The following is a 26769-nucleotide window of genomic DNA, read 5'->3' on the forward strand; positions in this document are numbered from 1 at the left end:
TGGACTAATGAGGGGCATAGTATTTGTGAGTATTTGTACTCACTGCATAAGTGTTATGCTCCCGAAGGTATGTAGGGATAATCTCACTTTTGCAGCCAAGCTAGAAATTAGAGTTTTGAGGCAGGAGGCAGAAGGCAGGAGGCAGAAGGAAAGGCTCTCCTGAGTTTATGGCGTAAAATATAGCAATCAATACAGTTAGAGTGATGAATTTTCATTTAGTATGGATTAGACTTGCCTGGAGTTAAGGTGGAAACTTGTACTCAAATTGAGCGTCAAGAATAGTTTGTCATCACTGTGAGAATTATACAGAATAACTCCATCAGAATCTTGCGGAGTTCTGGGCGATCGCGCGATCGGATATAACGATTGCCCGGTTAATGGTAGGGAAACGGCACTGCGGTGTCCTAATTTCGGGTAACGGGTAAAATCAACCGGATCGGATGTAACGATCGCCCGATTTGTAGGGAAACGGCACTGCCGTGCCCTGATTTCGGGTAATATCGTTTTCCCTGACGCACCCTACATCAGTGACTATTTTGTTTTTGATGCGGGCGATCGATCCTCCTGCATTAAATACTCCTGTACCTAACGGTAAATTGTTATTAGCAAGGGGGTTTTTTGATACAATTGTTAGCAAAAACAGCGGCGGCGGTGCTACTTATCCTAAAATTTCTGTGGCTAGGGAACTGGAAATTCCGGTTGTGATGGTGCAGCGGCCGCAGATTCCCGATGTTGAGCAGGTTGCTGATGTTGAAGGGGCGATTTCTTGGCTAGTTGAGCAGTTATGAGTTATTAGTTATTAATTACATCCTTTTGGCGATCGGAATGTGCCAGATTCAGAAACTGAGGTTGTAGCAGCCAGACTGCAAGAATTGCTCTCCCTCTTAGGATCGCGAATTAAATAACTTACAATTTTAATTGTTATTGTGGGATGGGCGTCCCGCCCGTCCTTTTTGGACGGGCGGGACGCTCATCCCACCAACTTGTGGAAGTTATTTAATTCTCATTCCTTAGTGTCTAATCAGCTAGGCTACTATCAGCAGTTGGGGTTAAGGTCGCGGATCTGACGGGGTGACAACGCTTCTGTCTTTTTAAGAGCGATCGATTTAAACTCTTCTAAGTGCAAGGCTTTCCGGTTGCTGGCCACTGCCTCAGTAAAATTATTCTAATACCCATACCAAATAAGGAGACTCAAATATATGCAATACAAAAACGGTATGCCAATTGCCATTATTGGCGCGGGAATATCAGGCATTACGACAGCCCATATTCTCAAGAAAAATGGTTTCCAAGCAGTTGTTTTCGAGAAATCCCAACAGGTTGGCGGAGTATGGGCACTTGCATACCCAAACGTACACCTGCAAAATATCAAGGAACAGTATCATTTATCTGATTTTCCCTGGCCATTCACCCCTGATTTACATCCCACTGGAGAACAAATCCTGAATTATTTGGAGCAAGCGGTCAACCATTTAAATCTTGATCTGCGGTTAAATCACGAAGTTATCGAACTCAAAGAAACAGAAGATGGTTGGCTATTAAAATATAAAAACCAGGATGGCGTTCACGAAGAATTATTTGGATACGTCGTTATCTCAGTTGGGCAATATACAGAAGGAAAGTATCAACCTGAATTTCCAGGTATAGAAAATTTCGGCGGCAAAATCATCACTGAACGGGATGTCCACACCCTTGATATATTCGACAATCAACGAGTTGTAATCCTTGGCTTCGGAAAAAGTGCTTTGGACATGGCGACTTTCGCAGCTAAACAAGGCGCACAAGTAAATCATGTATTTCGTACACCGCGCTGGCTTATCCCAGAATGGATTTTGGGCGTACATTTTACCCACGCATTATTCAGCCGTTTTGGAACAGTGATGATGACAAGTTGGGCACATCCAACCGCCATTGAACGTTTCCTGCACAATCGCCTTGGTTTCATTGTTTCAGGTTTTTGGGATTTGATTGCATCCATCTTCCGCTTTCAAGTTCAGCGAAATGTTTCTGGAAAAGGTCAAGAGGCCCAGCGCCGCATCCAAGCTGTACAACCAGATCACAAACTATTGCCTGATTTACGTTCAGCCACAGCGGTTGCGCCTGAAAATTACTATCCCTTTATTGCAGAAGGAAAAATCTCGCCCCACCGTGCAGAATTATCTGGTTTTTCGCGAGAAGCAGTAAAGTTGAAAAATGGTTGCGAGATTCCATGCGATTTAGTCATTCTATCTTTGGGTTCGCAAGCGCCAATTTTTCCCTTTTTGCCTGATCAATATCGAAAAATGTTGGAAATCGAACCCGATGGCGTGCAGTTATATCGCCACTTGCTTCATCCTCGCATTCCTGGCATTGCCTTTGCCGGGTTCAATCATGGATATATGCACGTACCAGCAGTCGAAATTGCCACACAATGGCTGTGTGCTTACTTGCGTGGTGAACTTGAGTTACCTTCCAGCGAAAATATGGAAAAAAGTATTGAATATATCCGCCAGTGGAAACGCGCAAATATTCAATTTGAACCTTCGCGATCCTGTGCAATTAACACTCGCTTTCAACAATATATTGACATCATGCTTAAAGATATGGGTGTTTCTCCTTACCGAAAATTACCTAACATTTTCGCTGAGATATTCGGCAGATATCAAGCATCCGATTATCTTGGCGTATCGGAAGAATATAATCACAAAAAGAAAAGTCACTCTACTCCACTACACCCTCTTCCGTTGGATACTTGATTGCTTCCAAAGCTTACCAGGGGTCAATTGATATAAATTCCGGTTGCACCGGAATGATTGTTGACTGTTGACTGTTGACTGTTGACTGTCAGTCAACAAACTGAATGATAGTTGAGTATTGACTGTTGGTTCGATTGTACAATTCCGATGCTAGCGGAGTTGATATGACGCGCTATTCTGCTGTCCATTTTGCACTTATTGGAAAGGATATCCAAGCTTGGGTAAATTTATTTGCTGAAGATTCGGCATGATTGTTCGATCGCCAAAATCCAAGTTTTATACCCAAAATTTGAGTAAATTATGAGCATAATTGCTGATTGACAAATGCTTCCCTAGCTTAAGTTGTTAGCTTAGCAATGGACACTGCCTGGGAATATAAATCTCTCGGCTATGCCTTCAATTCCAATCAGCAATTCTAAATACCAAATTACTTTGATTTTTTCTGACTATTCAAAGAATTAAGATGATTGTTCATATCCTGCAAATATTTTGATAAAATTGGATACTGTGAAGTTGCTAGCAGTGCATCTTTTTTCTGGCTGACAGTTGTTTCTAATGGCAAAACGCGATAGTTCGTTTTATTGTTTAGAGTATAGCGGTGCACCCAAGTCGGAATGGTTTTGATGCTGGTAATTTCTGTGGTTTTTTCGGGAAATGTTTTGCGAATATTTACTTGCAAAATTACGCCTAAGTCTGTATATTTTTTATTCTGACCGGAAATGAAGTTTCCCATTGAATAAATTGCTACAGCTTTGCGGGTTTTGCCATTTTTTCCGGGGAATTTAAAAATTTTGTAAGGTTGGACGACGTGGGGATGGCTACCGAGAATGATGTCTGCACCGGCTTTTAATAGGTTTTCCACTAATTGTTTTTGTTGGGGGTTTGGCTGTCGCTGATATTCGTCGCCAAAATGCAGGGAAATTGCGATTATATCTGCTCCTTGTTTGCGGGCTTTGGCTATGTCTTTGACTATTTTTTTTTCGTCGATTAGGGAAACTAAGTAATCTTTGCCTTTGGGTATGGGGATGCCGTTTGTACCGTAGCTGTAGGCTAGCATGGCTAGTGAAATATTGTTTTTGGTGATGATTAAAGTACGTGAAGCCTCGGCGGTAGATGTGGCTGTTCCTGTTGAGGCAATTTTGCGATCGCCCAAATTTGCGATCGTCCTAATTACCCCTTTTTCGCCACGGTCTAAAGCATGATTATTCGCGGTTGTCAAGATATTAAATCCGGCTTTTTTAGCAGCATCTGCTAATTGAGCCGGTGCGTTAAATAGCGGATAGCCCGTATATCCGCCTGCATCTTTGCCCGCTAAAGGTGTTTCGAGATTTCCGATGACCCAATCGCCTGTTGATAGGATACTTTTAACTGGTGCGAAGAAATTGTCAAAATTGTATGTTTGCTTTTTTGCGTCGTAGCCCGATCGCGTTTGGGTACTGTGCATCATGATGTCGCCGACAGCAATTAGTTTTGCTTCTTTGATTTCAGACTGGGGTTTGGCGGGAACAGGTGTTGCTATTGGCGATCGACTTTCTGTAGGCGGTGTGTTGGTTTGTGGCGTTTGAATATTGCAGCCTGCGATCGAAAGCATGGCAATTACTGAGATCAACCGACGAAAATTCATGATTTTTGAGAGTAATTTTTCGGCTTATATGATATCATAACTAATTTAGTTACGGCTCAAAAGATGAAAAAAAATTATCTAATTCTTGCCTTGATTGTTTTTGTAGCAATTATGGGTTTTGGGGTTTTAACTTACGCTCAAACTTCGGGAAATCGACCTTTTGAATTTGCCTTGATTGGCGATTTGCCCTACAGTGCCGAACAGGAAGCACAATTTCCTAGTTTGATTGCAGATATCAATCGATCGCCCGCAGCGTTTGTAGTCCACGACGGCGACATTAAAAACGGTTCTAGTGTCTGCGATGATGCAACTTTTGTCAGCCGCAAGCAGTTATTTAATAATTTTGATATGCCGTTTATTCTCGCCTATGGCGATAATGAATGGACGGATTGCCACCGATCCAAAAACGGCACTTATGATCCAGTCGAAAGACTCGCTAAACTGCGGGAAATATTTAGCAACGGTAATCAAAGTTTGGGAAAGCGCACCTTAACTCTCACCCGTCAAAGCGAAAACCCGAAATTTGCTAAATTCCGCGAAAATGTTCGCTGGATTTATCATGGAGTTGTGTTTTTGGCGATTAATATGCCGGGAAGCAACAACAATTTTGGCCGCACTCCCGAAGCAGATGCAGAATATGCCGATCGCAATTCAGCTAACTTAGCCTGGATCAAAGAATGTTTTGCTTTAGCCAAACGCAGCAACAGCAAAGGAATTGTGTTAGTTGCACAGGCAAATCCGGGATTTGAACTCGATCCGACGGACAAAAGAAGAAGTGGCTACAACGATTTTATCGCAACTCTGGAAACAGAAACAGGCAATTTTCCAGGGCAAGTTGTATTCGTCCACGGCGATACTCACTATTTCCGCATCGATAAACCTTTACCCTATTTTACCGATGAAACTCAACTACCGAGAATGAAAAATTTTACTAGAGTTGAAACTTTTGGTTCTCCTAACGTGCATTGGTTGCGGGCTTTTTATGACCCTACAAATCCTAATTTGTTTGAGTTTAAACAGCAGATTGTTCCGCAAAATTAGGCGATATTACACCAGTTTTATGCAAGATAACTATTTTTTTTGCTTACACTGAAGATAGGTAGCCTTGAGCAATTTATTTATGATGATCGCAATTGAGCGCTTTACCCTCGAAGAATTTCTGAAACTGCCAGAAACCAAACCTGCCAGCGAATACATTCAGGGCGAGATTATCCAAAAACCTATGCCGAACACAAAGCATAGCCTATTGCGATCGAGAGCCTGCAATGCAATTAATCGTGTGACTGAAACTCTCAAGATAGCCTATGCTTTTCCTGAGTTGCGGTGCACCTTTGGCGGGCGATCGATTGTTCCAGATGTTGCGGTACTATTGTGGACACAAATTCAATTTGATCAGAAGGGTGAACCGTTGGATGATGTGCTAATTGCACCCTATTGGGCGATCGCAATTCTGTCGCCACAACAAAGCTAAAATCGCGTTACTAAAAAAAATATTTACTCTCTGCAACATAATTGTCAGTTGGGATGGCTAGTCGATCCAGACGATCTATTTTAGCATTTTTGCCCAACCAACAACCACAATTCTGCGAAGGTAGCAATGTCGTTCCGGTCCCCGAAATGATTCCCCTGAGTATCACCGCCGAACAGGTGTTTAGCTGGTTGAGAATGCAAGAATGAATCAGGGCGATCGTCTTTTTTGTACTACTTTTAAAAATCTTCCGGTGTGGTTTGTAGTGAGGACTTTAGTCATCATCAAAACTCAGGAATGAAGTCATTACTACAAACCAAATTGTTTATTGCCGCCACCGGTCAAATTGGTCTTCGGAACAGCCATTAATAAATTGATTGTTCACCCAACCGTCAAGGATTGTCAAAGTTTCATTAGGAGGATTCCCCGAAAATCTGGCTGCAATTTTCACCCAATCACCTTGTCTGCTGACAGCCCGAACTCCGTCTCCTCTTTTGAGTTTAGCTACAACCGGGTAGTTATTGCCTGGGCCTTTGCGAATGTTAACAGCGCCGCCTTCACCTGTAATAAACGAGCATTGAGTTTGCTTTTTTAAAGCTTCTGCTTTTGCGGGAGCAAGACTTTGCTGCTTGCCGAAAACAGGAAAACTGTAAAGTGAGAAGCTAAAACTTGCAACGACGGCTGCAATAAAAAAGGCTTTTGATTGAGTAAAACTTAGCATTTATTTAATTTCCTTGTGTTGGAAGGACTTTAGTCCTTATTACTAACTGTTATTTGACAGAGGCAAACCATTCGGTGATGCCTTGGGCGATCGCCTCGGCTAACTTCTGCTGTTCTGTCGGATTCACAATCCATTCAAACTCTTCGGGATTGATCAGAAATCCCAATTCCATTAAAACAGATGGAGTAACGGCAGGACGAGTCATGGCTAAGTTATTCCAGAATACACCATAGCTCGGACGGTTCAACTTGGCAACTAAATAATTGTGCAAAAAAATTGCCAAACTGTGCGCTTGCGGGTGAAACCAGAAAGCGCCGACGCCTTTAGTCTTAATGGCATCGCCGTTATCTGGCAAAGCATTGTAGTGAATTGAAATTGCGATCGCCGGTTCTTCTTTTTGAATCATTTCCACCCTCGGCGGCAAATCCAAATCGACATCTTCCACCCGCGTCATTACCACATTTGCGCCCCGATTTACCAATTCCTGTTGCACCAATTTCGACACCGTTAAAGCTACTGTTTTTTCCCTAATTCCTACTGGACTCACTGCACCACCATCCTCCGGGCCGCCGTGTCCCGGATCGATGAGAATCTTAATTCCCGATAAGGGTTTTGCTTGCGAATTCGGCATCATGCTTGTATTCGCCGGCGGGTGTTTTAAAGACAATACTAAAGTTGTGCCATCGTATCTCAGCTTATAGCCCCACTGCTGGGCAGATTTGAGATTAAAAGTGTATTGTACTTGCAGCGGCGATATTTGTTGCCATTCCAAACGTGAAATTACCGGATCATCAGAGACGCGAATAATGTCAGTTTGAGCGGTGGTATTGTACAGCGTTAAAGTGAAGGTGCGTTCTCCTTCTTGCACGGTGACTGGAACGGGTATTTCTAAGGGGAATAACACCTCTGTCCAGCCGGAAACTTGACGCGAACTGGCACTGCGAATAATCGATCGCGGAGGCACTGAATCCTTGATGATTCGCACTTCTGATGCTTTAATCCAAGCACCGTAATCGAGGCGAATCCATTCTCCCTCGCGCCCGATAATTGTTGCTCGTGTTCCCTTCGGCAGCGGTGTCATCCGAGAAAAATCTGTACTCGGCCCGGTTCTGGCGACACCAGGATCTGCTGTTACTTCGGCTATTTCTAAGTCAGCCGGAGAAAGAATAGAAATCTTGCCAGTACCTTGTTGGCTGATAGTTTTATCATTCATTGTTAGCTCAAATACTGGCACTCCTAAATCCACTTTTTGTCCCTGAGATGAGATGGAGTTTTCAGGGGTTTTCCCGCAGCCTTGATACTGTTGGCTACCGTCTTTTTTGAGCGGGGAGTTTTCACCTAAAAGTATAGAGTTGTTGGCGGGTAGTTCGACTTGCGATCGCGCTTTTAAAGGAATAGTAACACCAGCCAATTTGACCGCAACTAAAGCATTCACCGCGGCGATCGCCCCAAAGCAAATATATTCCCCCGGTAAACTCGCCACATCGACTTTCGGCGTCAGGGAATCTTTAGCAAAAGCCAATCCTACAGGGGATTCCGGCTGATTCGACTCGCGCGTCACCTTGATTTTGACTTCCTGATTTTCGTAACGAAATGTAAAGAGATTTTCTCCGATTTGCAGCGGAAAAGTCGGGGCGAAATGCCCGGATGCGGTGCGCGAAATTTTGTTGCCATTTACCGATACTTGTCCCGGTGGGGGCGCTGTGCCGATTAAAAAGATGCGATCGGCTATTGTTTTGTGGTTGGGGGGAGGATAAGCGACGAACAAAGGTTGAACGGCGACAGCTACAGAGGCGATCGCCATTATCAAGCCAAACGCACATAATCCTAAAAATTTTCTCATTCTATATCGCAACTAATTGAGACTCTGTTGGTTATTTATACTAGGACTTGCGCTAAACCCGGGAGAAATCTGGGAAGAAACCAGGTTTCTGAGGATTAGCCGTAAGTCCAATTTACTCTACTGGCTCAATTTTATCAGGTTTGTAGTTGCAATTGAGCGATATGCAACATAAATTTCCGCGTCAAACCATTAAGTTTTAATTAATTCCGAGGTCGTTCTCCACAGTTGCTCCAACCGATTCGCCGGCATCGTCAAATACAAAACATCCCCCGTACTCAAACAACAATTCAGTAAATCCCAGCCGTGGAGAGTTTGACACTTAGTTTCCACATAAAGAGGCACAAAGTCCGCCGACTTAGCAGCATCTTGAATACGGTGGCCACAGAAAGGATGTTTTGGCGTAATCAATGTGGCTAAGCAAACCCAGAGACTATCAGCAGTCATTCCGTTGCCCAAAATTCTGCCTCCAATCGCCGCCGCCGCGAAAGCAGGAGCCGCCAATTCCGTCGGGTTAAAAACTCCTTCAAACTCAAAAACTTGCTGCACCATCAAAGCAAAATGTGGGTCTTGATTGCGAACAATAACTGATAGTTTGGGCGCCAAGCCTTTAGCGCTCAAGGCAATTTCGACATTAGACATATCGCTGCTTGTTACCGCCAAAAGTGCTGCCGCTTGCTTAACATTAGCAGCTTCCAAGGTTGCAGGTAAACTGGCACTTCCCTGAATGACCGGAATTTTCATTGAGCGAGCCGTATTCAGAAACCGGCAGTTTGGATCTTGCTCAATCGCCACAATATCGTAACCGTTAGTGTGCAGTTCTTTAGCAATTTGGATGCCGAGTCCTCCGAGTCCGCAGATAATGTAATGATTGCGCTGCGGAACTCGCGCTATATCCCAATATTCGGTAAAGCGAGTTCCCAATACATAATCGTTGAGCAGGGCGTAGCAGATGCCGATGATGCCCGCTCCAACTAACATCATCATCACCGTAAATAATTTAATATTTTCTGGAGCTTGTTCGGCAACTTTTTCATAGCCTCCGGCGCCAGTAATCATCCCTACCGAAAAATAGAGAGAATCGACAATCGAGATATTTTCATCAACACAAATATAGATAGAAGTAGCTATTCCAATCATTGCCAGCAGAGTCAGTACCACAATTACTGCTTGGCTGTGCTGCTGAAATCGGCGCAGGCTAGTTAAGGTTTTAAGCAGTTTTTGAATCAAAGTTTTTTGGGGGCTGCGGAGAGTCGGCTCCGAGGCAACAATTAGCCGATCGCCCTGCTGACACTGCCGGCCCGCAAGCACCGCCGATACTAAATCAGTTTTGTTAGCAGCCGGGAGATAATAAATCAACATTCGCGAGCGATCGTCCCACAAATCGCTGAGATTTCGATCGAGCCAAGGATGATTTTCATCGATATATTCTTCGTGAATCGGCCAAGTGCGATCGAACAAACGCAACTGTCCGATCGCCTGACTTCCGAGAGCCGCAAAAGCAAAAACCGGAGCCGCCAATGATGAAACGCTCATGGAAGCGTGATCGGGCAAAGTGTGGTCTATTCTGTCGCCCAAGCTAGTATTGAACAATCTGTTGATGATGCGAATCTGAGGATTGAGAATCCTCGCCTGCATCAAAATTGCCAAATTCACAGCATCATCGTCTGCTGCAATTACTAAAGTGTGGGCTTTTTGAATACCAGCCGCCAACAAGGTAGAAGCTGCTTGCAAATTGCCGACAACCACATCAGAAGTTTCGCTGCGAATAGGGCGATCGCTAATACCAACCACAATCGCTCCTTGCTGTCTCAACAAACAAAAAATCTTGTGTCCCGTGTGGCCCAACCCGCAAACAATGATTCGAGGTTTCATAAAAAGTTATTTGCCAGCCAATTTCGGAGCTGTCCTTTGTAATTTTACTTACCATTGTTGACTGCCCAGGCTTTGCAGAATGTAGCTAAAAACACTATCTCGGATGTTTGTGCCGCAGTGGTATCGAAGTATTGAAACAAGGACACCGCAGAGCCGTGTCTCTACAGCCGCGTTCCCAAGTTTTAAAACAAGGACACCGCAGTGGCCTGTACCTAAAGATATGAGGTGCAACTAACCTAATTTAATATTTGAAAAATATCCGGGTGTGACACCCAACGAGCAGAATCTGAATAGGCAGGAACAGGACACTGCTCTGTCCCTACAACTATGACTTCCTACATTAGCTGCCTTAGCGGCAGGAGTTATTATGAAATTGACTGCACCCTTATTAGCATCCGCTTTAGTGTTCGCCGGTACTGTCGCCTTTGCAAGCCAAGTGCAAGCAGCTCCAGCCAGCAACTCTGGGAATAGCACTAAAACAACATTTCAGTGCGTTACTTCCGGTCGCAATATTGTGACAATTGCGCGGCGGGGAAATGTCACCACAGATCCGATGATTCTTTGGAAATCTACCGAGTTCGGCCGCGAATATACACCTTGGCAGCGCTGTCAAATTGTTTCCAATCGATTGACCAAAGCTGTTGCCCAGAATGGCGGAAGATTGAGCAACTTGCAGTTAACAACAGGAATTCTTAATAACTTGCCAGTAGTTTGTTACGTAAACGGACGGGGGCGCTGCAACTCTCAAAATCTGCTGTTCACCCTAGACAAGCGCAATGCTAAAAATCCCGGTGATGCTTTAACGAGATTGATTAATTTTGCCCAAGACGGCAGCGGACCCGTGACAACGTTCAGAACCGGAGGTCAATCATCTGCACCGCAGTTTGTTCCCTTTGGAGATATGGTCGATCGAGCTTTTAATTCTCCCAATAAAAAACCGTCAGTTCCTGTGGCAAAACCGCAGGGCGATCGGGGTATTTAATAGCCGCGCCCCTAACTTGCACCTAAAAATTTTTGAAACTATTGTGGGGAGTAGGGGTTGGGCTTCTAGCCCGCCCCTAAATATTTAGACTAAAAAAAAACTACACTGTCACCCCTTCAATTTTCTCATCTGTTAACTCATACAACTCGCGCAACTGCTGCAACTTATCCGCCTCCGGCTGCCAAAAACCCCGCCCGTTAGCCTCCAACATTCGCCCTACAATATTGCGAAAAGCTTCAGGATTTGCCTCCCGCAACTTCTGCGCCATTTCCCGATCTAAAGCATAAGTATCCGCCGCCTGATCGTAAACCCAACTATCAGTAAAATCAACCGTTCCGCCCCAACCAATTAACGCCGTCATCCGCTGCGAAATTTCATAAGCGCCGCCAGAACCTTGATTGACCATCGCGTTAGCCCACTTAGGATTTAATAGCTTAGTTCGATATTCCAAGCGCAGCAAATCTTCTAAATTGCGCGGAGTCGTATCCTGAGAAAAACTTTCTACAAAACTCGTGTTAACCTTTTTGCCGCACTGCTTTTCGGCGGCTTTCTTCAAACCGCCAGTATTCGCATAATACTCTTGAATATCAGTCAAACCATATTCAACAGAATCAATTTCTTGAATAATGCGATCGCACCCTTGCAACAACTGAGTCAAAACCTCCGGCCTCGCTTCCCCCTTATCCTTCCTCCCGTAACTAAAAACATTGCGACTTTCCCAAGTTTTCCCCAACTCATCCCCCGATTCCCAACTACCATCAACAACCCTATCGTTAACCAAAGAACCAAAATCCCCAGCCGGATTTGAAAACAACCTTGCCGAATAATTCTGCACACCTTTTGCCTGCAAAATTAAAGCGTGTTTGCGAATAAAATTCTCCGATTCCGGTTCATCAGCATCCGCCGCCCGCACGAACAAATCATCCAACAATTCAATAATATTCACAAAGCTATCACGGAAAATCCCCGAAAGATTTCCCAACACATCAATCCGGGGATGGCCGACATCAGCTAACGGTTTTAATTCATAGCGAACAATGCGGCCAGTACCTTCTTTTAGAGGCTCAGCCCCCACTAATTCTAGCAGAATTCCAATAGATTCACCGCGAGTCTTAATAGCATCCAAACCCCACAACATCACCGCCACAGTCTCAGGATATTTACCCTGTTCCTCAAGGTGCTTATCAATAATTTTTTGAGCAATTTCGCGCCCCCTTTCAAAAGCAGCCGGAGAAGGCATCCGATAAGGGTCTAAAGCATGAATATTCCTGCCAGTGGGCAACACCCCAGCCCCATCCCGCAACAAATCCCCACCAGGTGCAGGCAGAATATATTCCCCATTCAAACCCCGCAAAAGATTAGTCAACTCATCCGTCGTTTGCAACAACAAATCCCGCACCAACAAACCCTCCTCAAAAACCCCATCAAACCCCTCTTTCTCTTCCTCTCTGCGCCCTCTGCGCCTCTGCGGTTCATTTTCTTCAAAAACCAGTATTTGCACCTGTTCCTGTGATAATCTATCCCCAAAATAAGCCTCAATATAAGAGGTCATTTCCTCAGAATTAGGCGCTTCTCCAAGGACGTGCAAACCAGAAGAAAACAAGCGACATTCCACCACCTGCAAATACTCGTAAAGCTTCACCAAATAGCGGTTAAAAGCATCAGCACTGAACATTCCCACATTCTCGAAACTAAAAGGAATCCCCAACTTGCGAGCATCCTCAAACGGACAATCAGCCTCCAAACCGCTATCTAAAATTTTCTTACAAATAGCCTCTTTTAGCACATAATTCTTTGCTGTATCTTCCCGATATTCCGCAATCAAATCTCGCAAAGCCATCAATTCCTTGTACAAACCAGCGCGACCGTAAGGCGGCACATTGTGAGAAATTAAAACACCGTAACCGCGCCGTTTTGCCAGCATCGATTCCGAGGGATTGTTGGCGGCATAGATATAAAGATTAGGCAAACTTCCCAACAGAATATCCGACCAAGAATAGCCAGTATTTCCCAGAGGAGAACCGGGCAACCATTCAACAGTGCCGTGCATTCCGAAGTGAACCACAGCATCAGCTTGCAAATCATTTTGCAGCCACTTGTAAAAAGCAGCGTATTGAGGGTGAGGCGTCAAATCGCGATCGAACATTAAGCGCATCGGATCGCCCGAAATTCCCAGCGGCGGCTGCAAGCCTATCCAAATATTACCCAGTTGAATGCCACCAATTTGGAACTCGTCGCCGTTTGTTTTAATTCCAGTACCAGTTAGAGAATGCCACTGTTTTTCGATACGACTTGTTAACAGATAGCCCAGCCATTTTTCTAAAGTTTTCACATTAACAGTCTCTTTTGTGGTACGGGCATCTTGCCCGTCACAAGTAGCTTCATCCGCCTCTTTCACCCTGCGAATTAACTCCTCACCGTCAGCCGGAATTTCTCCAACTGTATAACCTGCTGCTTGAAGTTTGTGCAGGAAATTTAGCAGCGATTTCGGTACATTTAATAAAGCAGCCGTACCCGCCCCCCCGTAACCGGGAGGAAACCCGTAGAGAATAATCGCAATTTTCCTTTCAGATGGCGGAGTTTGCCGCAGTTTCACCCAATTGTTAATTCTACTTGTCAGGCGTTTGGCGCGATCGGGCACCAGATAAATATCCTCACCCACCAAACCGCCCAGGGGAACAGGATCGATCGCGCCATCCAACTCAGGCAAAGCATACAATACCACACTTTGCAAACCCCCAATCCCCTGACGAGTCCAAGAATGGATATCCTGAATCAGCAGAGGTGCGGACACAAAATAAGGTACATTTTTAGCAGTTAAAATGCGCTTAGCAACTTCCACCTGCCTTCCACCCTCCATCGAACCAGCAGGCCCGCCAACCAAAGGAAAGCCAATAGTAGAAACAATTGCATCAACTTCCACAGCATCTTTAGAAAGCGAAAGAGTTTCAATATTGCCTTGTTTTCGCCGCGCAGTTTCATCAGCAGTCGTCATCCAATCCCGCACGGCCACATGGCCTTCAACGCCATTAATAAAAATCGGCAAAGGTATAATTCCTGCAGCTTCAAAATAGCGAATTAATTGAGGAATATAAGGCTGCTTGGTGATAACGTGCTTGCGGTAAAGCAAGATGCCCACAACTGGAGATTTTATTTGATTGGAATTAGGGAACCAATTGGTTCCCAATTTTGTGGAACGGGCATCTTGCCAGTTAGAAACCCGATCTAAATTTTGAGACAAATTGGTTCCCAATTTCGTGGAACGGGCATCTTGCCCGTTAGAACCATTTCTATCAAGATGTCTAGCCTCTTTTGTGGAACGGGCATCTTGACCATCCCTAGCACTTTGATTACCGAGATACCAATCCAAATATTGCCGAGGCGATTCAAAATAACCATTATAATCAGGATGCAATAAACCCATATTGGGAGTTTCTACAGGCGGCGGAATTTCTGCAACCTTCAGCCCCAAATACTTTTCGGCAATAATCCAAAACATCGAGACAACATTATCCGCACCGCCGGCATTCCAGTAACCGTAAATAATCAGCCAGTTGCGTAAATCCTGCACTTTTTGCACCGGTACATACTTTAATAACTTCGGCCCCACCTTCAAAAAGCTGATGTAACCAGCTAGCTTATCTTCTTCTCGCCCATTGCTGAACTTATCCAGAATAAACTTAACCGGTTTCGGCATTCCCTTCGGCTTGTCGCCAATTTTAAAAGCGCCAATTTTAGTAAGACTCATCAATTCCAAAGCCGACTCAAAAATTAGGCGAATGGGAATGTGTTGCACCCTTTCTCGCAGCCACATTACTGCATCGTAATCAAACAACAAACTCCCGAAAAATACGTCAGCATTCGAGAGGGCAGCTGCTACAGCGTCGGACTCATCTGCAAGGGCGCGATCGCTAAAAACGCGCACTTCCAATCCCTGACACCCGGAAACAGCCAATTCAGCCGCTTTCCGGTACAAATCAGCATTAAAAGATTCAAACCCTGCAATTAAAACAATCCGTTTCACAACCAAACCTCGGAATATTTGCTTATTTTAATGATAAACTAATCGCAGAGATTCACAGGCAAGATGCCTGTGCCACTGACAGAGAATAAAAAAGATAAACTTCTCCTTTCTCTTCCTTATTTTCTTTCTCTTCCTTCGCGCCCTTCGCGCCTTCGCGGTTCGTCAAATACGCATTCGTGAAACAACGAGAGATAAAATAAAACCCATCCAAACACAGCCATATATAAAACCGTGAATCGAGTTCCTCCCGCAATAGTTATCTTAGGTCAAAACAGCCAGCCGATCGCCAAAAAAATCTCCGCACATTTCCCAGGTTCCCAGATTTACGGTTTAACCGATCGCACATCCAACACAAACATCAACTTTAGCAACTTCGGCGAAACATTGCGGGAATTGTTCGCAACAGAAACCCCAATCATCGCCATCTGCGCCGCCGGAATCATCATCCGCACCCTCGCCCCGCTGCTGTCAGACAAACGCGCCGAACCGCCAGTTTTAGCAGTCGCAGAAGACGGAAGCGCCGTAGTACCGCTGCTGGGCGGTTTGCACGGCGTTAATGACTTGGCCAGAGAGATTGCAGCAGCCCTCGGCGTGCAGCCTGCAATTACAACAACCGGAGATATTCGGTTTCGCACCGCCTTGCTAAGTCCTCCCCAAGGCTATTATTTGGCGAATCCAGACGATGCGAAAACTTTTATTTCAAATTTGCTCGCCGGGGCGAAAGTACGCCTAGAAGGTGCTGCAAGCTGGCTTTCCGAGAGCAATTTGCCGTTAGCGCAGCCCGCCCCTACGGGGGCTACGCCAACGGAGAGGATCGCCATTGATGCAAAATTGACTATCCGCGTCACCGAAAAAGCAGTTTTACCAACAGCAGATTGTTTAGTTTACCATCCGAAAAAGCTGGCAGTTGGACTTGCGAATCTATCGAATATGCAGCCAGAAATAGCCCTGTCTTGCGTGCGGGAATTACTGGCAAAAACAAATTTAGCGGCCGCTGCAATTGCTGGATTTTTTGCCTTAAAAGATGAGATGGGAAATCCGGCATTAGAAGCAGTTTCAGCATATTTTAAAGTTCCCGTCCGTTTTTTCAATCGATCGGAACTTGTCGAATTAAACTCTATGGAATTCATCGAAAATCAGGCGGCACAAATTGCGCTGACAGCAGCCGGCGCAAACAGTCAGTTAATCGAATGCGATCGCACTTTAGCCCTGAATTGCGCGATCGCCCTGGCTGCAGAACCGATTGATGCAAGCGCGATCGGAGTTAGCCGCGGCCAACTCGCGATCGTCGGTACCGGGCCCGGAGGCGCGCCCTGGATGTCGCCGGAAGTCAAACAAATCCTGCGGGAAGCCACGGATTGGGTGGGTTACAAGTTCTATCTCGACTTAGCCGGAACCCTGCGGGAAGGACAAAACAGGCACGATTCCGACAACCGCGAAGAGATCGATCGCGCCCGTTTTGCCCTAGATTTAGCAGCATCAGGAAAATCTGTCGCCGTCGTTTCGTCGGGAGATCCGGGTATTTTTGCGATGGCTGCGGCGGTGTTTGAGGCGCTCGACTTTGATGCCAAACCCGAATGGCAAGGCATCGATATTCGGGTAGCACCGGGCATTTCAGCGATGCAGGCGGCCGCTGCGGCGATCGGAGCACCCCTCGGACACGATTTTTGCGTGATTTCGCTTTCGGATATTCTCAAGCCTTGGGAGGTCATTGAACAGCGGATTTCGGCCGCTGCGATCGCAGATTTCGCGATCGCATTTTACAATCCGATCTCGAAACAGCGGATTTGGCAACTTGCAAGGGCGATCGAGATTTTGTTGCAAACTCGCGATCCTAAAACCCCCGTCGTACTAGGGCGAAACCTCGGCAGGCCAGGCCAATCCGTGCGCGTTTGCACCCTCGGCGAATTCCAGCCGGAAGATGCGGATATGAGAACTTTAGTAATTGTTGGTTCGAGTCAGACTCGGATTATTCCCCGCAAATATGGAGGAGATGTTTGGGTGTACACGCCGCGCAGGTACGATTTAAGTTCGCAGTCAGGACTTCATCCCGATCTTTAAAGACTGGCTTTTGTGACTGCGAACTTAGTTAATTAGTCCTGGAGGCATGGGTGCTCGGAAACCGGGTTTGATGGACGAAAATTATGGGTTTTGACAGAAAGATTAGGTCAAAAACCCGGTTTCTTTGGTCTTAATGCGTCTAGGAGTTTGAATGTCCGGTTAATTCTGCCTCTTGTTTCATCTCAGAGTTTTCACTGAGATTGGCGATCGCCTTTGATGGCAGAAATCCTCCGTACTTAGGGCAATCGGCTGTCTGAAGCCGAGTTTCTCTGTCAGAGATCGATCAAATTTAGAGCTCTACTCAACCGCTGTAAGGATTTCAGCTTCATTTTTGGAGAGATCTCATTTACATCTCAATAAATAAATTTCTATTAATTTGCAAAAATAAAATTGCGGGCGATCGATCTCTGCTACATTTCTTAATCCCAGGATAATTTTACAATAAAAAAAATAAATTTTTCACCGCGATGACTCATCTATGCCCGTAGATATACCCAGAAAAGATTTTTTGGGATAACATATGCTTAATCAAAAATTAAACAAACGGTTAAGAGAACATGAAATTCCAAATTCCTTTAGCTCCTGGGGCTGTAACCCAATTTTTGCTTCGAGTGGTGACCTGTCTAGCTGTACTTTCTTTCTTAAGTGAGATGACTGTGTACTTCTTGCCTGGTAGCCCGTCTGACAACTACTTAGTAAAAGTATTCAGCGTTGATTCCGAGCGGAACATTCCAACGGCATACTCAGTTTTGGCATTGCTATTTAGTTCTCTCTTGCTGGGTACGATCGCTTATGCGAAAAATTTGGATAGTTCTCCGTACAAGAATCACTGGAAAATTTTATCATTCATATTTTTATATATATCTATAGACGAAGCTGGTCAATTGCACGAAAACTTGATAAATCCAATGCGAAGTCTCCTAAATGCCACCACAGGATTTCTTTACTTTACTTGGATTGTGCCGTTCGGTTTTCTAGTAGCGATATTTCTCATATCCTACAGTAAGTTTCTGTTGCACCTTCCTGCTCCTACAAAAAAATTGTTTGTTGCAGCCTGCGCTCTTTATATTGGAGGAGCATTGGGGATGGAACTGGTAGGGGGATACCAAGCTTCTACAGTGGGAGAGGATAATATAGTTTACCAGATAATAGTGACCCTTGAAGAGTCATTAGAAATGGTGGGCATCGTCGTATTTATTCACGGCTTGATTTCATATATCAAGACATATTTAGGCGGGGTAAGTTGGAATATTTACATACCAGAAAAAAACCCACAATTTACCGACGGTCGAAATATTGGCCTAGCTGCCATTAGCGAACCAGCAAACACAAGGGTATCAAGGTAAATCAGTTGAAACCGAGTTTGAGCGACAAAATACTGCATTCAAGCCTTTAATCGCGATAAAAAACCCGGTTTATTTGCTACTGATGCCTCCTGGGCTGGAGGTTCTGCGCTATTTGGCGCACACAACGACTAATATATAGGCTACTTGCTGCACCAAAAGACTAATTAGATGTGGAACAGCTTAGTTCACAGATGACATTCTCACCTTGACCAGAAAATCGCTAAGAGCAACCTTTGCATTAGGATTTGATGGTAAATGGCTTGTCAAACTTGCCTCTTCTAATACATTGATTAGCCGATCGCGCTCCTGCTGATAAAATTCAATATCTGTATCTTGGAGCACAGATTTTTCCGCACCAGCCAGCTTGCGATCGATCAGATCGGGAATATACGACAACTGGAACTTGTCGTTAAGTTTAACCAAATTCGCCTCAACTTCCCCCGTTTGCATCAAATGAATCCCCGCCAGCAACACCCGGTAAACGTACAGCAGCGGTTTCACCCGACGCGGGCTTTGTTTCTCAAACAATCTCCATTGAGTCTGAGCAAAACCGAGATAGTGGTGGCTGTGGTGCTTGGTAATGCAGTTCGAGGCGAGTTCTTTTAACTCTTCGTGTTCCTTGGTAGTGTAAACTATGAGTGGCGAATACAGTTGTTCCAACACGTAGCCGTTGCGCTTCAACAGCAACTCAAGAAACTTTTTAATATCGTGAGTGACTAAATCGAGTTCCATTTTCTCCCGAACTTCCGAAACTTCGATTGTTTCTTCTCCCGAAATCAGTCCAATTACTTTCGGTAGCGGCAAGATATGTACTCCCCGCAAGTCGAAATCAGAATCTGCTGAAGGAAAACCGTATAAGTGCGATCCGCTGACAGTCGCAAACAGCAGCGGATAAGGTCGAACTGAGATAATTTGGGCTAGATTAGAGATGTATTCTACCATGATTTTCTATGTTATTTGCCCGATCGCACTTTTAGCCGATCGCACTTTTACGAGATTTAATCAAAAACTGATTAGCTTTCTCGTAATTAGGACGTTCTGGTAAGGAAGTTTCTGCAAAAGCGCGATCGAACTCTGCGTGCAAGCTCAACCGCCAGCGATTCACCTCATCCCAGGATATTTCTTGATTGCGGATTGATAGCAATTGCGATCGAAAATCCTGCACCCGCACCGGCACAAACCCCTCCTTCAGCACCGTAATTCCCGACAGCAACAAGCGAATTAAGTGCATAGCGTGCTTCGATCGCACTTCTCCTGTATTCCGCAAGTCTTGCTCCATTTTTTTAAATTGAGACAAAACGTAGCTATTGTAAGTTTGATAAATTAATTGAGACAGAAAGATTTCCCGAATTTCGAGCAATTCTTGTGCTACAGGAGAAACTGTTTCTACTAAAGGCGTGTACAAACATTCTAGCACATTTGGATTAGCTTTTAGTGCCAAAACTAAAAACTTTTGCAGCTCCCAATAGCATTCCTGATTTTCCTTGTTTTCCAATTGTTCTGGAATGCCGTAAAGCGACCAATGAAGGATTGCCGGCGGCAGGTAAATCCCGCGCCTGTCTGTATCGGATTGCTCGTTATCCAAACCGTAAGCTCTGGAACCAACAATGCAGCGGTAAATTACAGAATCATACAGGTTGTATTCTGCAAGAAAATCTCCTCCTGACTGCAATCCTTCGCTCTGAAACTGCTTGCGGATGCTGAGTTCGTGCCGCCGCAGACTAACTTCTGTTCCGTCTGGGAATTTGACTAAATATGCGTGGGAATTGTCCGTAGGCGATTGAACGATGACACCTACTAATCCCGGTTTCCAAGATTCGCTAGTTGCAGGATTTTTGACTTCAATTTTGGTGACAATTTGGGTTCCTGCGGGGATGATTAAGTTGAAATTTTGGGAAATATTGGCATTTGCCATGAGGGAACCTCCTGCGGGGCACGAGCTACAATGTTAGTGTAACATAGGTGTAGTATAAACAAAAGGGGGTTTTGGGCGATCGCGTCCCGCTTGCAGCCCGTGCTAAGGCTGTTTTGGCCGTGTTAAACATTGTCTTCGGATTGAGCAGGATGAAGTTTTTATCAGTCGCGCAGGTTACAATGGAGAGGTTGCTGAAGTTAGAGCATATTATGGGGATAGAAGTGCGGGAGTTGATTAGTTTTATAGATAGATGAACAATGAAAGTTAGAGAAGTTATTAAAATGTTAGAAGATGATGGTTGGTATTTAGCTAGAACAAGGGGCAGTCACCGTCAATTTAAACACCCAGAAAAGGCTGGAACTGTAACTGTGTCAGGTAATTTAGGCATTGATATGCCAATAGGTACGCTTAAAAGTGTTTTGCGACAATCTCAACTAGAGGAGGAAGATTAATGCGTTATGCTGTTGTAATTGAAAAAGGTGAAACTAGCTACGGTGCGTATGTTCCCGATTTACCGGGATGTGTAGCTGTGGCTGAAAGTTTAGAAGAGGTGAGAAATTTAATTAAAGAGGCGATCGCATTTCATATTGAAGGACTACAAGAGGATGCTTTTCCTATTCCCGAACCGGTCTCTATTTGCGAATATGTTGAAGCTTAAGCTAAACACCAATTCCTTTTTATTTCCCGTCCGTTTCTCATTCTCCTCTCCGATAAACTGCAATTTCTTCGGCAATTTCTTCATCAGTTAAAGGAGAATCGGCGTGTAAAGCCTGGGTTCCTTCACATGAGTTGTTAAAATCTTCAGCTAAAGCTTGTCGGTGCGGATCGGGCTGATAACTATTCTTAAGTTTCCCGCTCATGTTAATTTTTTCTGCTAGTAACTGTTCTTGTTCTGAGTTCAGAATTATTTGTATCATAGAGTTACCTCTATCCCGGCGATCGCCTAAATGAGTCGCCATAAATTTTGAATGGGCAATACTGGATTTGAACCAGTGACCCCTTCCGTGTGAAGGAAGTGCGCTACCACTGTGCTAATTGCCCGCAGATCGTTAACATATCACACTCACTCCAAATGTGCAACTAAAATTTTCCTAAAAATTCAGCCGCTGGTTTCCGAGTTAAAACTCGACACAATGCCAAGAATACAGGCATTTGTCGAGTCTGGCATCAATCAACCACCCACCAACCCGCCGCAGGGCCGACAAACCGCACCACAATCCACCAACCCACCAACAGGCTAATCCCGATCCAGCTTCCGCGAGATGTCCACCTCACAAAATCTTCGCTTTGGGTTTTCGTGATTGGCAGCCACGAAACGATGCGCTCTTCTTTACCGAATTCGTCGCCGATCGACTCTTTGCGACGCTTAGCTTCACCCATAATCTTTGTCTACTAAATTAGATTTCAACTCGATACCTAACCAAATTATAGGCCAACAGGTCATCTCAAGCCTGCGTCAGCCACGTCGTATCCAAATAATCAATCCTCGCAAAAGGACTCAAAGCTGCTAAAACCTGCTGTCCGTAACTGCGGTGAATCACCCTGCTGTCGAAAATCGCCACAACCCCTTGACGTTCTCGCACCGGCGCGATCGCCCGTTGCAACTCATTCAGCGCCGCCGGCAGCAAATACAACCGAAACCAATCCCTGCGCTGCTCCTTATAATAAGCCACACGCGCCGTCACCAAAGGATTCTCCAAAGAAGGTAGCGGCAAAGTTGCGATCACCAGCAAATGAGGCGCCCTCAATTCCCCCTGATGTTCCCGCCAAAACTCCCACCCCGTCACCAAAATCGCATTCTCGCCCACATCAGTCTTTTCTACCTGCACGCGAGAACCGAACTCAGAAGCCAAAATCGCCGCCAGCCGAGCCTTGAGCGGTACATCACCAACAATCAGCACCGTTAAACCCGCCACCGACGCGCTCATCAACAGCAAAGTCCGAATTTCTTCCATTAAAACTCCCTGAAATTCCGGCGTATTTGGCAGCGGCAGCCAATTGGGAATGTACAGTTGAATTAATTCGCTTTGTCGATCGGGCGAAAACTTAACGCTCGTCAATTCTGGCAGTCCCAGCATTTGCCGGAAGATCGGAGCCTTCGGTTCCACATCCACCGCCCCCCCAATCAACACCACAGGCTGACAATCCCAAATTTTGCTCAAAACCTCAGCCACCTGAACCGGCGCGCAGAACAGAGAAAATGAGCCAGCCTCCCGATGAATTTGCGCCCACCGCAGTTTTCCGTTTGCTTCCCACCGCTGCCAAAAATTGCTCCAAGCAGCCGGAATCAGCGAATTCGGCTCGATCCTTTCAAACAGCCCCTCCAATATCTTTTGCTCTGCCGTTTCCAGCAAATAGCACTCCTCTGGTTTCGCCGGATGCCGAAACAAAGCCCGCGTTAGCATTACCCGCCCTTGGAGGATTGCATCGGCTTCCAAAGGCTGAGATTGCATTAAATCATTCCAATCAGCCGGTTGCAAACCCGCCGTCAATTGCTGGCGCGTCCAAACTTCCAAGTCATCCACACCGTCAATAATTGTCGGAATATTGCTGTGAAGTGGCGAATTCACCGCCAAGCGAGCCGCCAGCCAAGACTGCGGATCTACTAGCGTCAATCCTCGTCCAGTGGCATGATCCGAATAAATCTCGATCGACTTATCAGTTTGCAGCCACTCTTGCAAACGCGGAATTTCCACTCCTCTCAAATGCTCGATCACCCGTGTCGGCGCCACTAAAATCACAGGCTCCGGCCACATCAAAATCGGCATCAAATAACTGACTCGATACCGCTGTCGGTAAGCTCCAGCGGGAAGCCCCGTTTGGATCAGAGCGCTGCGCCCCAAGCGCAAAGCCCGCGCCACGAGCCGCGCCATCGTTAAATGGTGGGGCCAGTGCGGCTCGGAGTTCGATCGCAGGAAGCGGAGCAATGAGTTGTGGACTTCTACCTCAATCAATCGGTTTTAAAATTGACATTTCTCACTCAACATAATCAAAACTTGCCAGAAAATCAACTACTTTTTGACCGAGAGGCAAACAGAATTTACTCGGCTGATGATTTGCACCTCCCTTGCCAAAATTCCCGTGAGAATTCACCATCAAACTCTCCTGTCCCGAACTAATTAAAATAGTTTGGGTAGGTGACTCAAAAAACTTTGTTGGCTGACTAACCTGTGATATATTATAAACCAAATTTATCAACTCATTTAATTTATTTGTAGCTGTACTCAATGCTTTACGCAACTGCAATATTCGTTTTTCATCCAAATTTTGACTCTCGATATTTTTGCCAATAACCATAATATTGATCTGAGTTTCTACAGCATCCTTAAAAGGAAGAATCGCTAAAAAAGCTGCTGGCAATAAATGCTCATCGCTCTCAAATCTAAAAGTTAGAGTTGTGCGGCGGTAGCCGACTTCAATATTAGGAGGAAAATTCATTGCCCGGTAATGCCGAGCTATTTCGCTATACGCTGTTGCTAAAGTGATGTTTGCTGAGTAATCTAAAACTGCATCAACCACAATTCGCACTAACCCCGGCGTGTGATTTAAGAATTTTCTCGATTCTGACGGCGAATTAAATTGTTGAATCTGAGTGAGATCGCCAGCAGAGCTGATGTCAACCCACTCGCAACTAATATTATCGGCGATGATGCCAAACCTGGGAACCAAATAGAGTTTGGCCCCAGTTAAAATTGCCCCCGTCAAATCTGCCCCCACCCAATCTGCGTTAATCAAATTAGTTTCTGTCAAATCTGCGTGAACCAAATTAGCATTTGCTAAATTAGTATTTCTTAAATCCGCTCCGTTGAGGTTAGCTCCGTTGAATTTAGTATCGATCAGATCTGCGCCGTTGAGGTTAGCTCCGCTCAAATTGGCCCATTTGAGGTTAGCTCCGCTCAAATTGGCACCACTGAGATTCACCCGCTGCAAACAAGCTTGTCTCAGATCCGCATCGATTAAATTCACGCCGTTAAGTTCTGCTTTTGTCAAATCCGCACCGTGCAAGTTAGCTTCTTGAAAATTAGCTGAAGCAGCCGAAGCACCTCTGAGATTTGCACCGGAAAGATTAGCACCGCACAGGTTAGCTTCCGTCAGTTTTACCTCTCTTAAATCTGCTTCAGTCAGGTTAGCGCCGCTGAAGTTAGTTTTGCTGAGTTCGCAGCGGACTAATTCGCCTCTAATCAGCGATGCTCCGATTAATTGAGCTGCAGTTAAATCGGCTCTCACTAAGTTTGCTACGTTGAGATTAGCCCCGTTTAAGATTGCCCGCGAGAGATTGGTGCTGCTGAGTCTAGCCACATTCAGGTTAGCTTCGGTCAAGTCAGCGTCGCTCAAGTTAGCGCCGCTGATGTTGGTGATAAATAAGCTAGCCCGCCTTAAAATTGATTGGCTGAGGTTGATGCGGCTGAGATTAGCTTCATTCAGGTTGATTCCTGTGAAATCTCTGTCGCCTTCAGTGTATCTTTTGACGATTGCAAATCGTTTGAGAAGTTCTTCAGCTTCCATTTGTTTACCTGAATGAAAGGGCAATCGGCTAACTTTTATATGGCATAAACAGAAATAATATCAAAGTAATTTATAGTATTTACTCACCGAGCTGATAAAAGCTTTTGACAAACTCAATGACCGTATTTAGCGGCGGGGTGGTAAATCTTTGGGCTTTAATTGCAGGACTGATAGACGTTTTGTTGACTCCGGGCAAATTTGTCAAGTTTCTACCAAAATCTGGGTGATAGTGAATCATCAAAGTTTCGGCGCTGGAGTTAGCCAGTACAGTTTGGGTGGGCGATTGGAAAAAACTTGACATCGGTTCGCGATCGAGGCGAATCGGCTGAATTTTCATTTCCCCTATTTTTCTCATTGTTTTGGTCAGGCCTACGTTTAATTGCACTACCATATTTGAGACTCTGACGCCCAGGTTATTACCACTTTGGGGTTGAATCATCTTGATCAAAGTAATCAAATTTTTCTGAGTAAATGCTGCATCACTAAAGGGAATAATCGCAACGAAAGCGGTGGGAAATAGTTGCTCGTCCTGTTCTATTCTAAATGATATGATTGTGCGTCGGGAATTAACTTCGATACTGGGAGGATGGTTCAAAGCAGGGTATTGACGGGCAATTTGGCGGTAGGTAGCTGCCAGGACAAAGTTAGCATCCGGGTCGAGGGGTCGATCGACAATAATTTGAACTGTCGGCGGTGTAGCATTGAAAAACCTTTGAGATTCTTCGGCGGTAAAGCGCTGAATGTGGCTGCGATCGCCGTTAGGACTGAGGTCAACCCAATCGCAGGTAATGTCATCTGCTTTCACACCAAACCGGGACACCGCGTAAATTTTTGCCCCCGTCAAAGCCGCCCCCGTCAAATCAGCGCCCACCCAATCAGCGTGAATCAAATTCGCTTGAGTCAAATCCGCGTGTACCAGAGTAGCGTTCAACAGGTTGACATTGCTCAAATTTGCCCCGTACAAGTTGGCCCCGCTCAATCTCGCTTCATCGAGGTCAGCACCGGTCAGGTTCGCCCCGCTGAGGTCAGCCCACCGGAGATTAGCGCCTCGCAAGTCAGCGCCGCTAAGGTTTGCCTGAGACAGATTAGCTTGTCTGAGTTCGGCATTGCAGAGGTTGACTCCTCGCAAGTCTGCCCTGCTGAGGTCGGCTCTGTGCAAGTTGGCCCGTTCCAAGTTGGCCGCTGTTAGAAAAGCGCCTCTCAGGTGAGCGCCGCTGAGGTCGGCTTGCTCTAGATTGGCTTCTCTGAGGGTTGCTTCTCTCAAATCTGCTTCGCTGAGATTTGCACCGGTCAAGTTGGCACTGCTGAGGTTGGCTCGAATCAGTTCGGATCTGATCAGTGTAGCTTCGACGAGTTTGGCTTCGCTGAGGTCGGCTCTAATCAAGTTAGCCACGTTGAGGATAGCGCCGCTGAGGTTGGCTTTGTGGAGATTAGCACCGCTGAGTCTGGCAACATTGAGTTTGGCTTTTCTCATGTTGGCGTTTGACAAATTGGTGCCGCTCATGTTGGTGAGGCTCAAGATTGCCTCACTGAAATTAGCCCCGCTGAGATCGATCCTGCTGAGATTTGCCTCGCAAAGGAGGATGGCAGTAAAATCTCTTTCTCCTGCTGCATATTTGGTGATCAGTTCTTCGGCATCCATGCTTTTCAATTTCCCTGATGTCTTAGCTAG

General features: G+C 45.5%; 20 protein-coding genes, 1 tRNA gene and 1 pseudogene. 9 read left to right on the top strand and 13 right to left on the bottom strand.

What is annotated here, in order from left to right; all coding sequences use genetic code 11:
* Window positions 1-533 precede the first annotated feature (533 nt).
* A pseudogene (locus QUA44_RS18380) lies at window positions 534-788 on the top strand (precorrin-6A/cobalt-precorrin-6A reductase); the annotation flags it as partial.
* A 411-nt stretch (window positions 789-1199) separates the two neighbouring features.
* The gene (locus tag QUA44_RS18385; RefSeq protein WP_333253039.1) at window positions 1200-2735 is read left to right on the top strand and encodes an NAD(P)/FAD-dependent oxidoreductase; all 1536 of its coding nucleotides are present in this window, start codon (window positions 1200-1202) and stop codon (window positions 2733-2735) included.
* Between the two features lie 427 nt (window positions 2736-3162).
* On the opposite strand, the gene QUA44_RS18390 is transcribed toward QUA44_RS18385, so the two are convergent.
* Window positions 3163-4359, bottom strand: a complete 1197-nt coding sequence (locus QUA44_RS18390; RefSeq protein WP_333253041.1) for a CapA family protein — start codon at window positions 4357-4359, stop codon at window positions 3163-3165.
* Window positions 4360-4422: 63 nt separating this feature from the next.
* Here QUA44_RS18390 and QUA44_RS18395 point away from each other — a divergent pair, with 63 nt between their 5' ends.
* Together QUA44_RS18395 and QUA44_RS18400 are read left to right on the top strand one after the other, a co-directional pair.
* Complete coding sequence (locus QUA44_RS18395; RefSeq protein WP_333253043.1) at window positions 4423-5400, top strand: hypothetical protein; 978 nt, start codon at window positions 4423-4425, stop codon at window positions 5398-5400.
* 79 nt (window positions 5401-5479) lie between these two features.
* Window positions 5480-5830 (top strand): Uma2 family endonuclease, encoded by a 351-nt coding sequence (locus tag QUA44_RS18400; protein WP_333253045.1) that lies wholly within the window; start codon window positions 5480-5482, stop codon window positions 5828-5830.
* Window positions 5831-6152: 322 nt separating this feature from the next.
* Here the strand turns inward: QUA44_RS18400 and QUA44_RS18405 are convergent, their stop codons facing one another.
* From QUA44_RS18405 to QUA44_RS18415, 3 genes are all read right to left on the bottom strand, one after another.
* On the bottom strand, window positions 6153-6548 hold the full coding sequence (locus tag QUA44_RS18405) for an SH3 domain-containing protein (protein ID WP_333253047.1): 396 nt from the start codon (window positions 6546-6548) through the stop codon (window positions 6153-6155).
* Window positions 6549-6597: 49 nt separating this feature from the next.
* A complete protein-coding gene (locus tag QUA44_RS18410) occupies window positions 6598-8391 on the bottom strand; it encodes an N-acetylmuramoyl-L-alanine amidase (RefSeq protein ID WP_333253049.1) in 1794 nt (597 codons plus the stop codon).
* A 189-nt stretch (window positions 8392-8580) separates the two neighbouring features.
* Window positions 8581-10263, bottom strand: a complete 1683-nt coding sequence (locus QUA44_RS18415; RefSeq protein ID WP_333253051.1) for an NAD(P)-binding protein — start codon at window positions 10261-10263, stop codon at window positions 8581-8583.
* A 367-nt stretch (window positions 10264-10630) separates the two neighbouring features.
* Here QUA44_RS18415 and QUA44_RS18420 point away from each other — a divergent pair, with 367 nt between their 5' ends.
* Window positions 10631-11245 (top strand): COP23 domain-containing protein, encoded by a 615-nt coding sequence (locus QUA44_RS18420; RefSeq protein WP_333253053.1) that lies wholly within the window; start codon window positions 10631-10633, stop codon window positions 11243-11245.
* A 100-nt stretch (window positions 11246-11345) separates the two neighbouring features.
* Here the strand turns inward: QUA44_RS18420 and QUA44_RS18425 are convergent, their stop codons facing one another.
* Window positions 11346-15269 carry a cobaltochelatase subunit CobN gene (locus QUA44_RS18425; protein WP_333253054.1) on the bottom strand — a complete coding sequence of 1308 codons (3924 nt, stop codon included), beginning with the start codon at window positions 15267-15269 and terminating at the stop codon, window positions 11346-11348.
* A 231-nt stretch (window positions 15270-15500) separates the two neighbouring features.
* Here QUA44_RS18425 and cobJ point away from each other — a divergent pair, with 231 nt between their 5' ends.
* Complete coding sequence (gene cobJ, locus QUA44_RS18430; RefSeq protein WP_333253057.1) at window positions 15501-17330, top strand: precorrin-3B C(17)-methyltransferase; 1830 nt, start codon at window positions 15501-15503, stop codon at window positions 17328-17330.
* Between the two features lie 557 nt (window positions 17331-17887).
* Window positions 17888-18676, top strand: a complete 789-nt coding sequence (locus QUA44_RS18435) for a hypothetical protein (RefSeq protein ID WP_333253059.1) — start codon at window positions 17888-17890, stop codon at window positions 18674-18676.
* A gap of 180 nt (window positions 18677-18856) precedes the next feature.
* Here the strand turns inward: QUA44_RS18435 and QUA44_RS18440 are convergent, their stop codons facing one another.
* Window positions 18857-19618: a nucleotidyltransferase domain-containing protein gene (locus QUA44_RS18440; RefSeq protein ID WP_333253061.1), complete on the bottom strand. Its 762-nt coding sequence runs from the start codon at window positions 19616-19618 to the stop codon at window positions 18857-18859.
* A 31-nt stretch (window positions 19619-19649) separates the two neighbouring features.
* Window positions 19650-20591: a DNA polymerase beta superfamily protein gene (locus QUA44_RS18445; protein WP_333253063.1), complete on the bottom strand. Its 942-nt coding sequence runs from the start codon at window positions 20589-20591 to the stop codon at window positions 19650-19652.
* A gap of 257 nt (window positions 20592-20848) precedes the next feature.
* On the opposite strand from QUA44_RS18445, the gene QUA44_RS18450 reads away from it, so the two are divergent.
* Window positions 20849-21043: a type II toxin-antitoxin system HicA family toxin gene (locus tag QUA44_RS18450; RefSeq protein WP_333253065.1), complete on the top strand. Its 195-nt coding sequence runs from the start codon at window positions 20849-20851 to the stop codon at window positions 21041-21043.
* The gene (locus QUA44_RS18455; protein WP_236506884.1) at window positions 21043-21249 is read left to right on the top strand and encodes a type II toxin-antitoxin system HicB family antitoxin; all 207 of its coding nucleotides are present in this window, start codon (window positions 21043-21045) and stop codon (window positions 21247-21249) included. Before QUA44_RS18450 ends, QUA44_RS18455 begins: the two co-directional genes overlap by 1 nt.
* 37 nt (window positions 21250-21286) lie before the next feature.
* Here the strand turns inward: QUA44_RS18455 and QUA44_RS18460 are convergent, their stop codons facing one another.
* The 6 genes from QUA44_RS18460 to QUA44_RS18485 all read right to left on the bottom strand — a co-directional run bounded on the left by QUA44_RS18460 (window position 21287) and on the right by QUA44_RS18485 (window position 26739).
* Window positions 21287-21508 (bottom strand): hypothetical protein, encoded by a 222-nt coding sequence (locus tag QUA44_RS18460; protein WP_333309837.1) that lies wholly within the window; start codon window positions 21506-21508, stop codon window positions 21287-21289.
* Window positions 21509-21560: 52 nt separating this feature from the next.
* A tRNA-Val gene (locus QUA44_RS18465) sits at window positions 21561-21632 on the bottom strand.
* 126 nt (window positions 21633-21758) lie between these two features.
* Entirely contained in the window at window positions 21759-21971 is a 213-nt protein-coding gene (locus QUA44_RS18470) for a DUF2839 domain-containing protein (RefSeq protein ID WP_332970082.1), read from the bottom strand.
* A 65-nt stretch (window positions 21972-22036) separates the two neighbouring features.
* Window positions 22037-23545 carry a helicase C-terminal domain-containing protein gene (locus QUA44_RS18475; protein ID WP_333253069.1) on the bottom strand — a complete coding sequence of 503 codons (1509 nt, stop codon included), beginning with the start codon at window positions 23543-23545 and terminating at the stop codon, window positions 22037-22039.
* Window positions 23546-23567: 22 nt separating this feature from the next.
* Window positions 23568-25097 carry a pentapeptide repeat-containing protein gene (locus QUA44_RS18480; RefSeq protein WP_333253071.1) on the bottom strand — a complete coding sequence of 510 codons (1530 nt, stop codon included), beginning with the start codon at window positions 25095-25097 and terminating at the stop codon, window positions 23568-23570.
* A 79-nt stretch (window positions 25098-25176) separates the two neighbouring features.
* Window positions 25177-26739, bottom strand: coding sequence for a pentapeptide repeat-containing protein (locus QUA44_RS18485; RefSeq protein ID WP_333253073.1), 1563 nt, complete (start codon window positions 26737-26739; stop codon window positions 25177-25179).
* Window positions 26740-26769 lie beyond the last annotated feature (30 nt).

The sequence above is a fragment of the Microcoleus sp. N9_A2 genome, assembly GCF_036701775.1.
Taxonomy (GTDB): Bacteria; Cyanobacteriota; Cyanobacteriia; order Cyanobacteriales; family Microcoleaceae; genus Microcoleus.

What these genes read in the sequence shown, in the direction of transcription:
- QUA44_RS18385 (WP_333253039.1), top strand. Translation starts at nt 1,200, where the DNA reads ATGCAATACAAAAACGGTATGCCAATTGCCATTATTGGCGCGGGAATA.
- QUA44_RS18390 (WP_333253041.1), bottom strand. Translation starts at nt 4,359, where the DNA reads ATGAATTTTCGTCGGTTGATCTCAGTAATTGCCATGCTTTCGATCGCA.
- QUA44_RS18395 (WP_333253043.1), top strand. Translation starts at nt 4,423, where the DNA reads ATGAAAAAAAATTATCTAATTCTTGCCTTGATTGTTTTTGTAGCAATT.
- QUA44_RS18400 (WP_333253045.1), top strand. Translation starts at nt 5,480, where the DNA reads ATGATGATCGCAATTGAGCGCTTTACCCTCGAAGAATTTCTGAAACTG.
- QUA44_RS18405 (WP_333253047.1), bottom strand. Translation starts at nt 6,548, where the DNA reads ATGCTAAGTTTTACTCAATCAAAAGCCTTTTTTATTGCAGCCGTCGTT.
- QUA44_RS18410 (WP_333253049.1), bottom strand. Translation starts at nt 8,391, where the DNA reads ATGAGAAAATTTTTAGGATTATGTGCGTTTGGCTTGATAATGGCGATC.
- QUA44_RS18415 (WP_333253051.1), bottom strand. Translation starts at nt 10,263, where the DNA reads ATGAAACCTCGAATCATTGTTTGCGGGTTGGGCCACACGGGACACAAG.
- QUA44_RS18420 (WP_333253053.1), top strand. Translation starts at nt 10,631, where the DNA reads ATGAAATTGACTGCACCCTTATTAGCATCCGCTTTAGTGTTCGCCGGT.
- QUA44_RS18435 (WP_333253059.1), top strand. Translation starts at nt 17,888, where the DNA reads ATGAAATTCCAAATTCCTTTAGCTCCTGGGGCTGTAACCCAATTTTTG.
- QUA44_RS18440 (WP_333253061.1), bottom strand. Translation starts at nt 19,618, where the DNA reads ATGGTAGAATACATCTCTAATCTAGCCCAAATTATCTCAGTTCGACCT.
- QUA44_RS18445 (WP_333253063.1), bottom strand. Translation starts at nt 20,591, where the DNA reads ATGGCAAATGCCAATATTTCCCAAAATTTCAACTTAATCATCCCCGCA.
- QUA44_RS18450 (WP_333253065.1), top strand. Translation starts at nt 20,849, where the DNA reads ATGAAAGTTAGAGAAGTTATTAAAATGTTAGAAGATGATGGTTGGTAT.
- QUA44_RS18455 (WP_236506884.1), top strand. Translation starts at nt 21,043, where the DNA reads ATGCGTTATGCTGTTGTAATTGAAAAAGGTGAAACTAGCTACGGTGCG.
- QUA44_RS18460 (WP_333309837.1), bottom strand. Translation starts at nt 21,508, where the DNA reads ATGATACAAATAATTCTGAACTCAGAACAAGAACAGTTACTAGCAGAA.
- QUA44_RS18470 (WP_332970082.1), bottom strand. Translation starts at nt 21,971, where the DNA reads ATGGGTGAAGCTAAGCGTCGCAAAGAGTCGATCGGCGACGAATTCGGT.
- QUA44_RS18480 (WP_333253071.1), bottom strand. Translation starts at nt 25,097, where the DNA reads ATGGAAGCTGAAGAACTTCTCAAACGATTTGCAATCGTCAAAAGATAC.
- QUA44_RS18485 (WP_333253073.1), bottom strand. Translation starts at nt 26,739, where the DNA reads ATGGATGCCGAAGAACTGATCACCAAATATGCAGCAGGAGAAAGAGAT.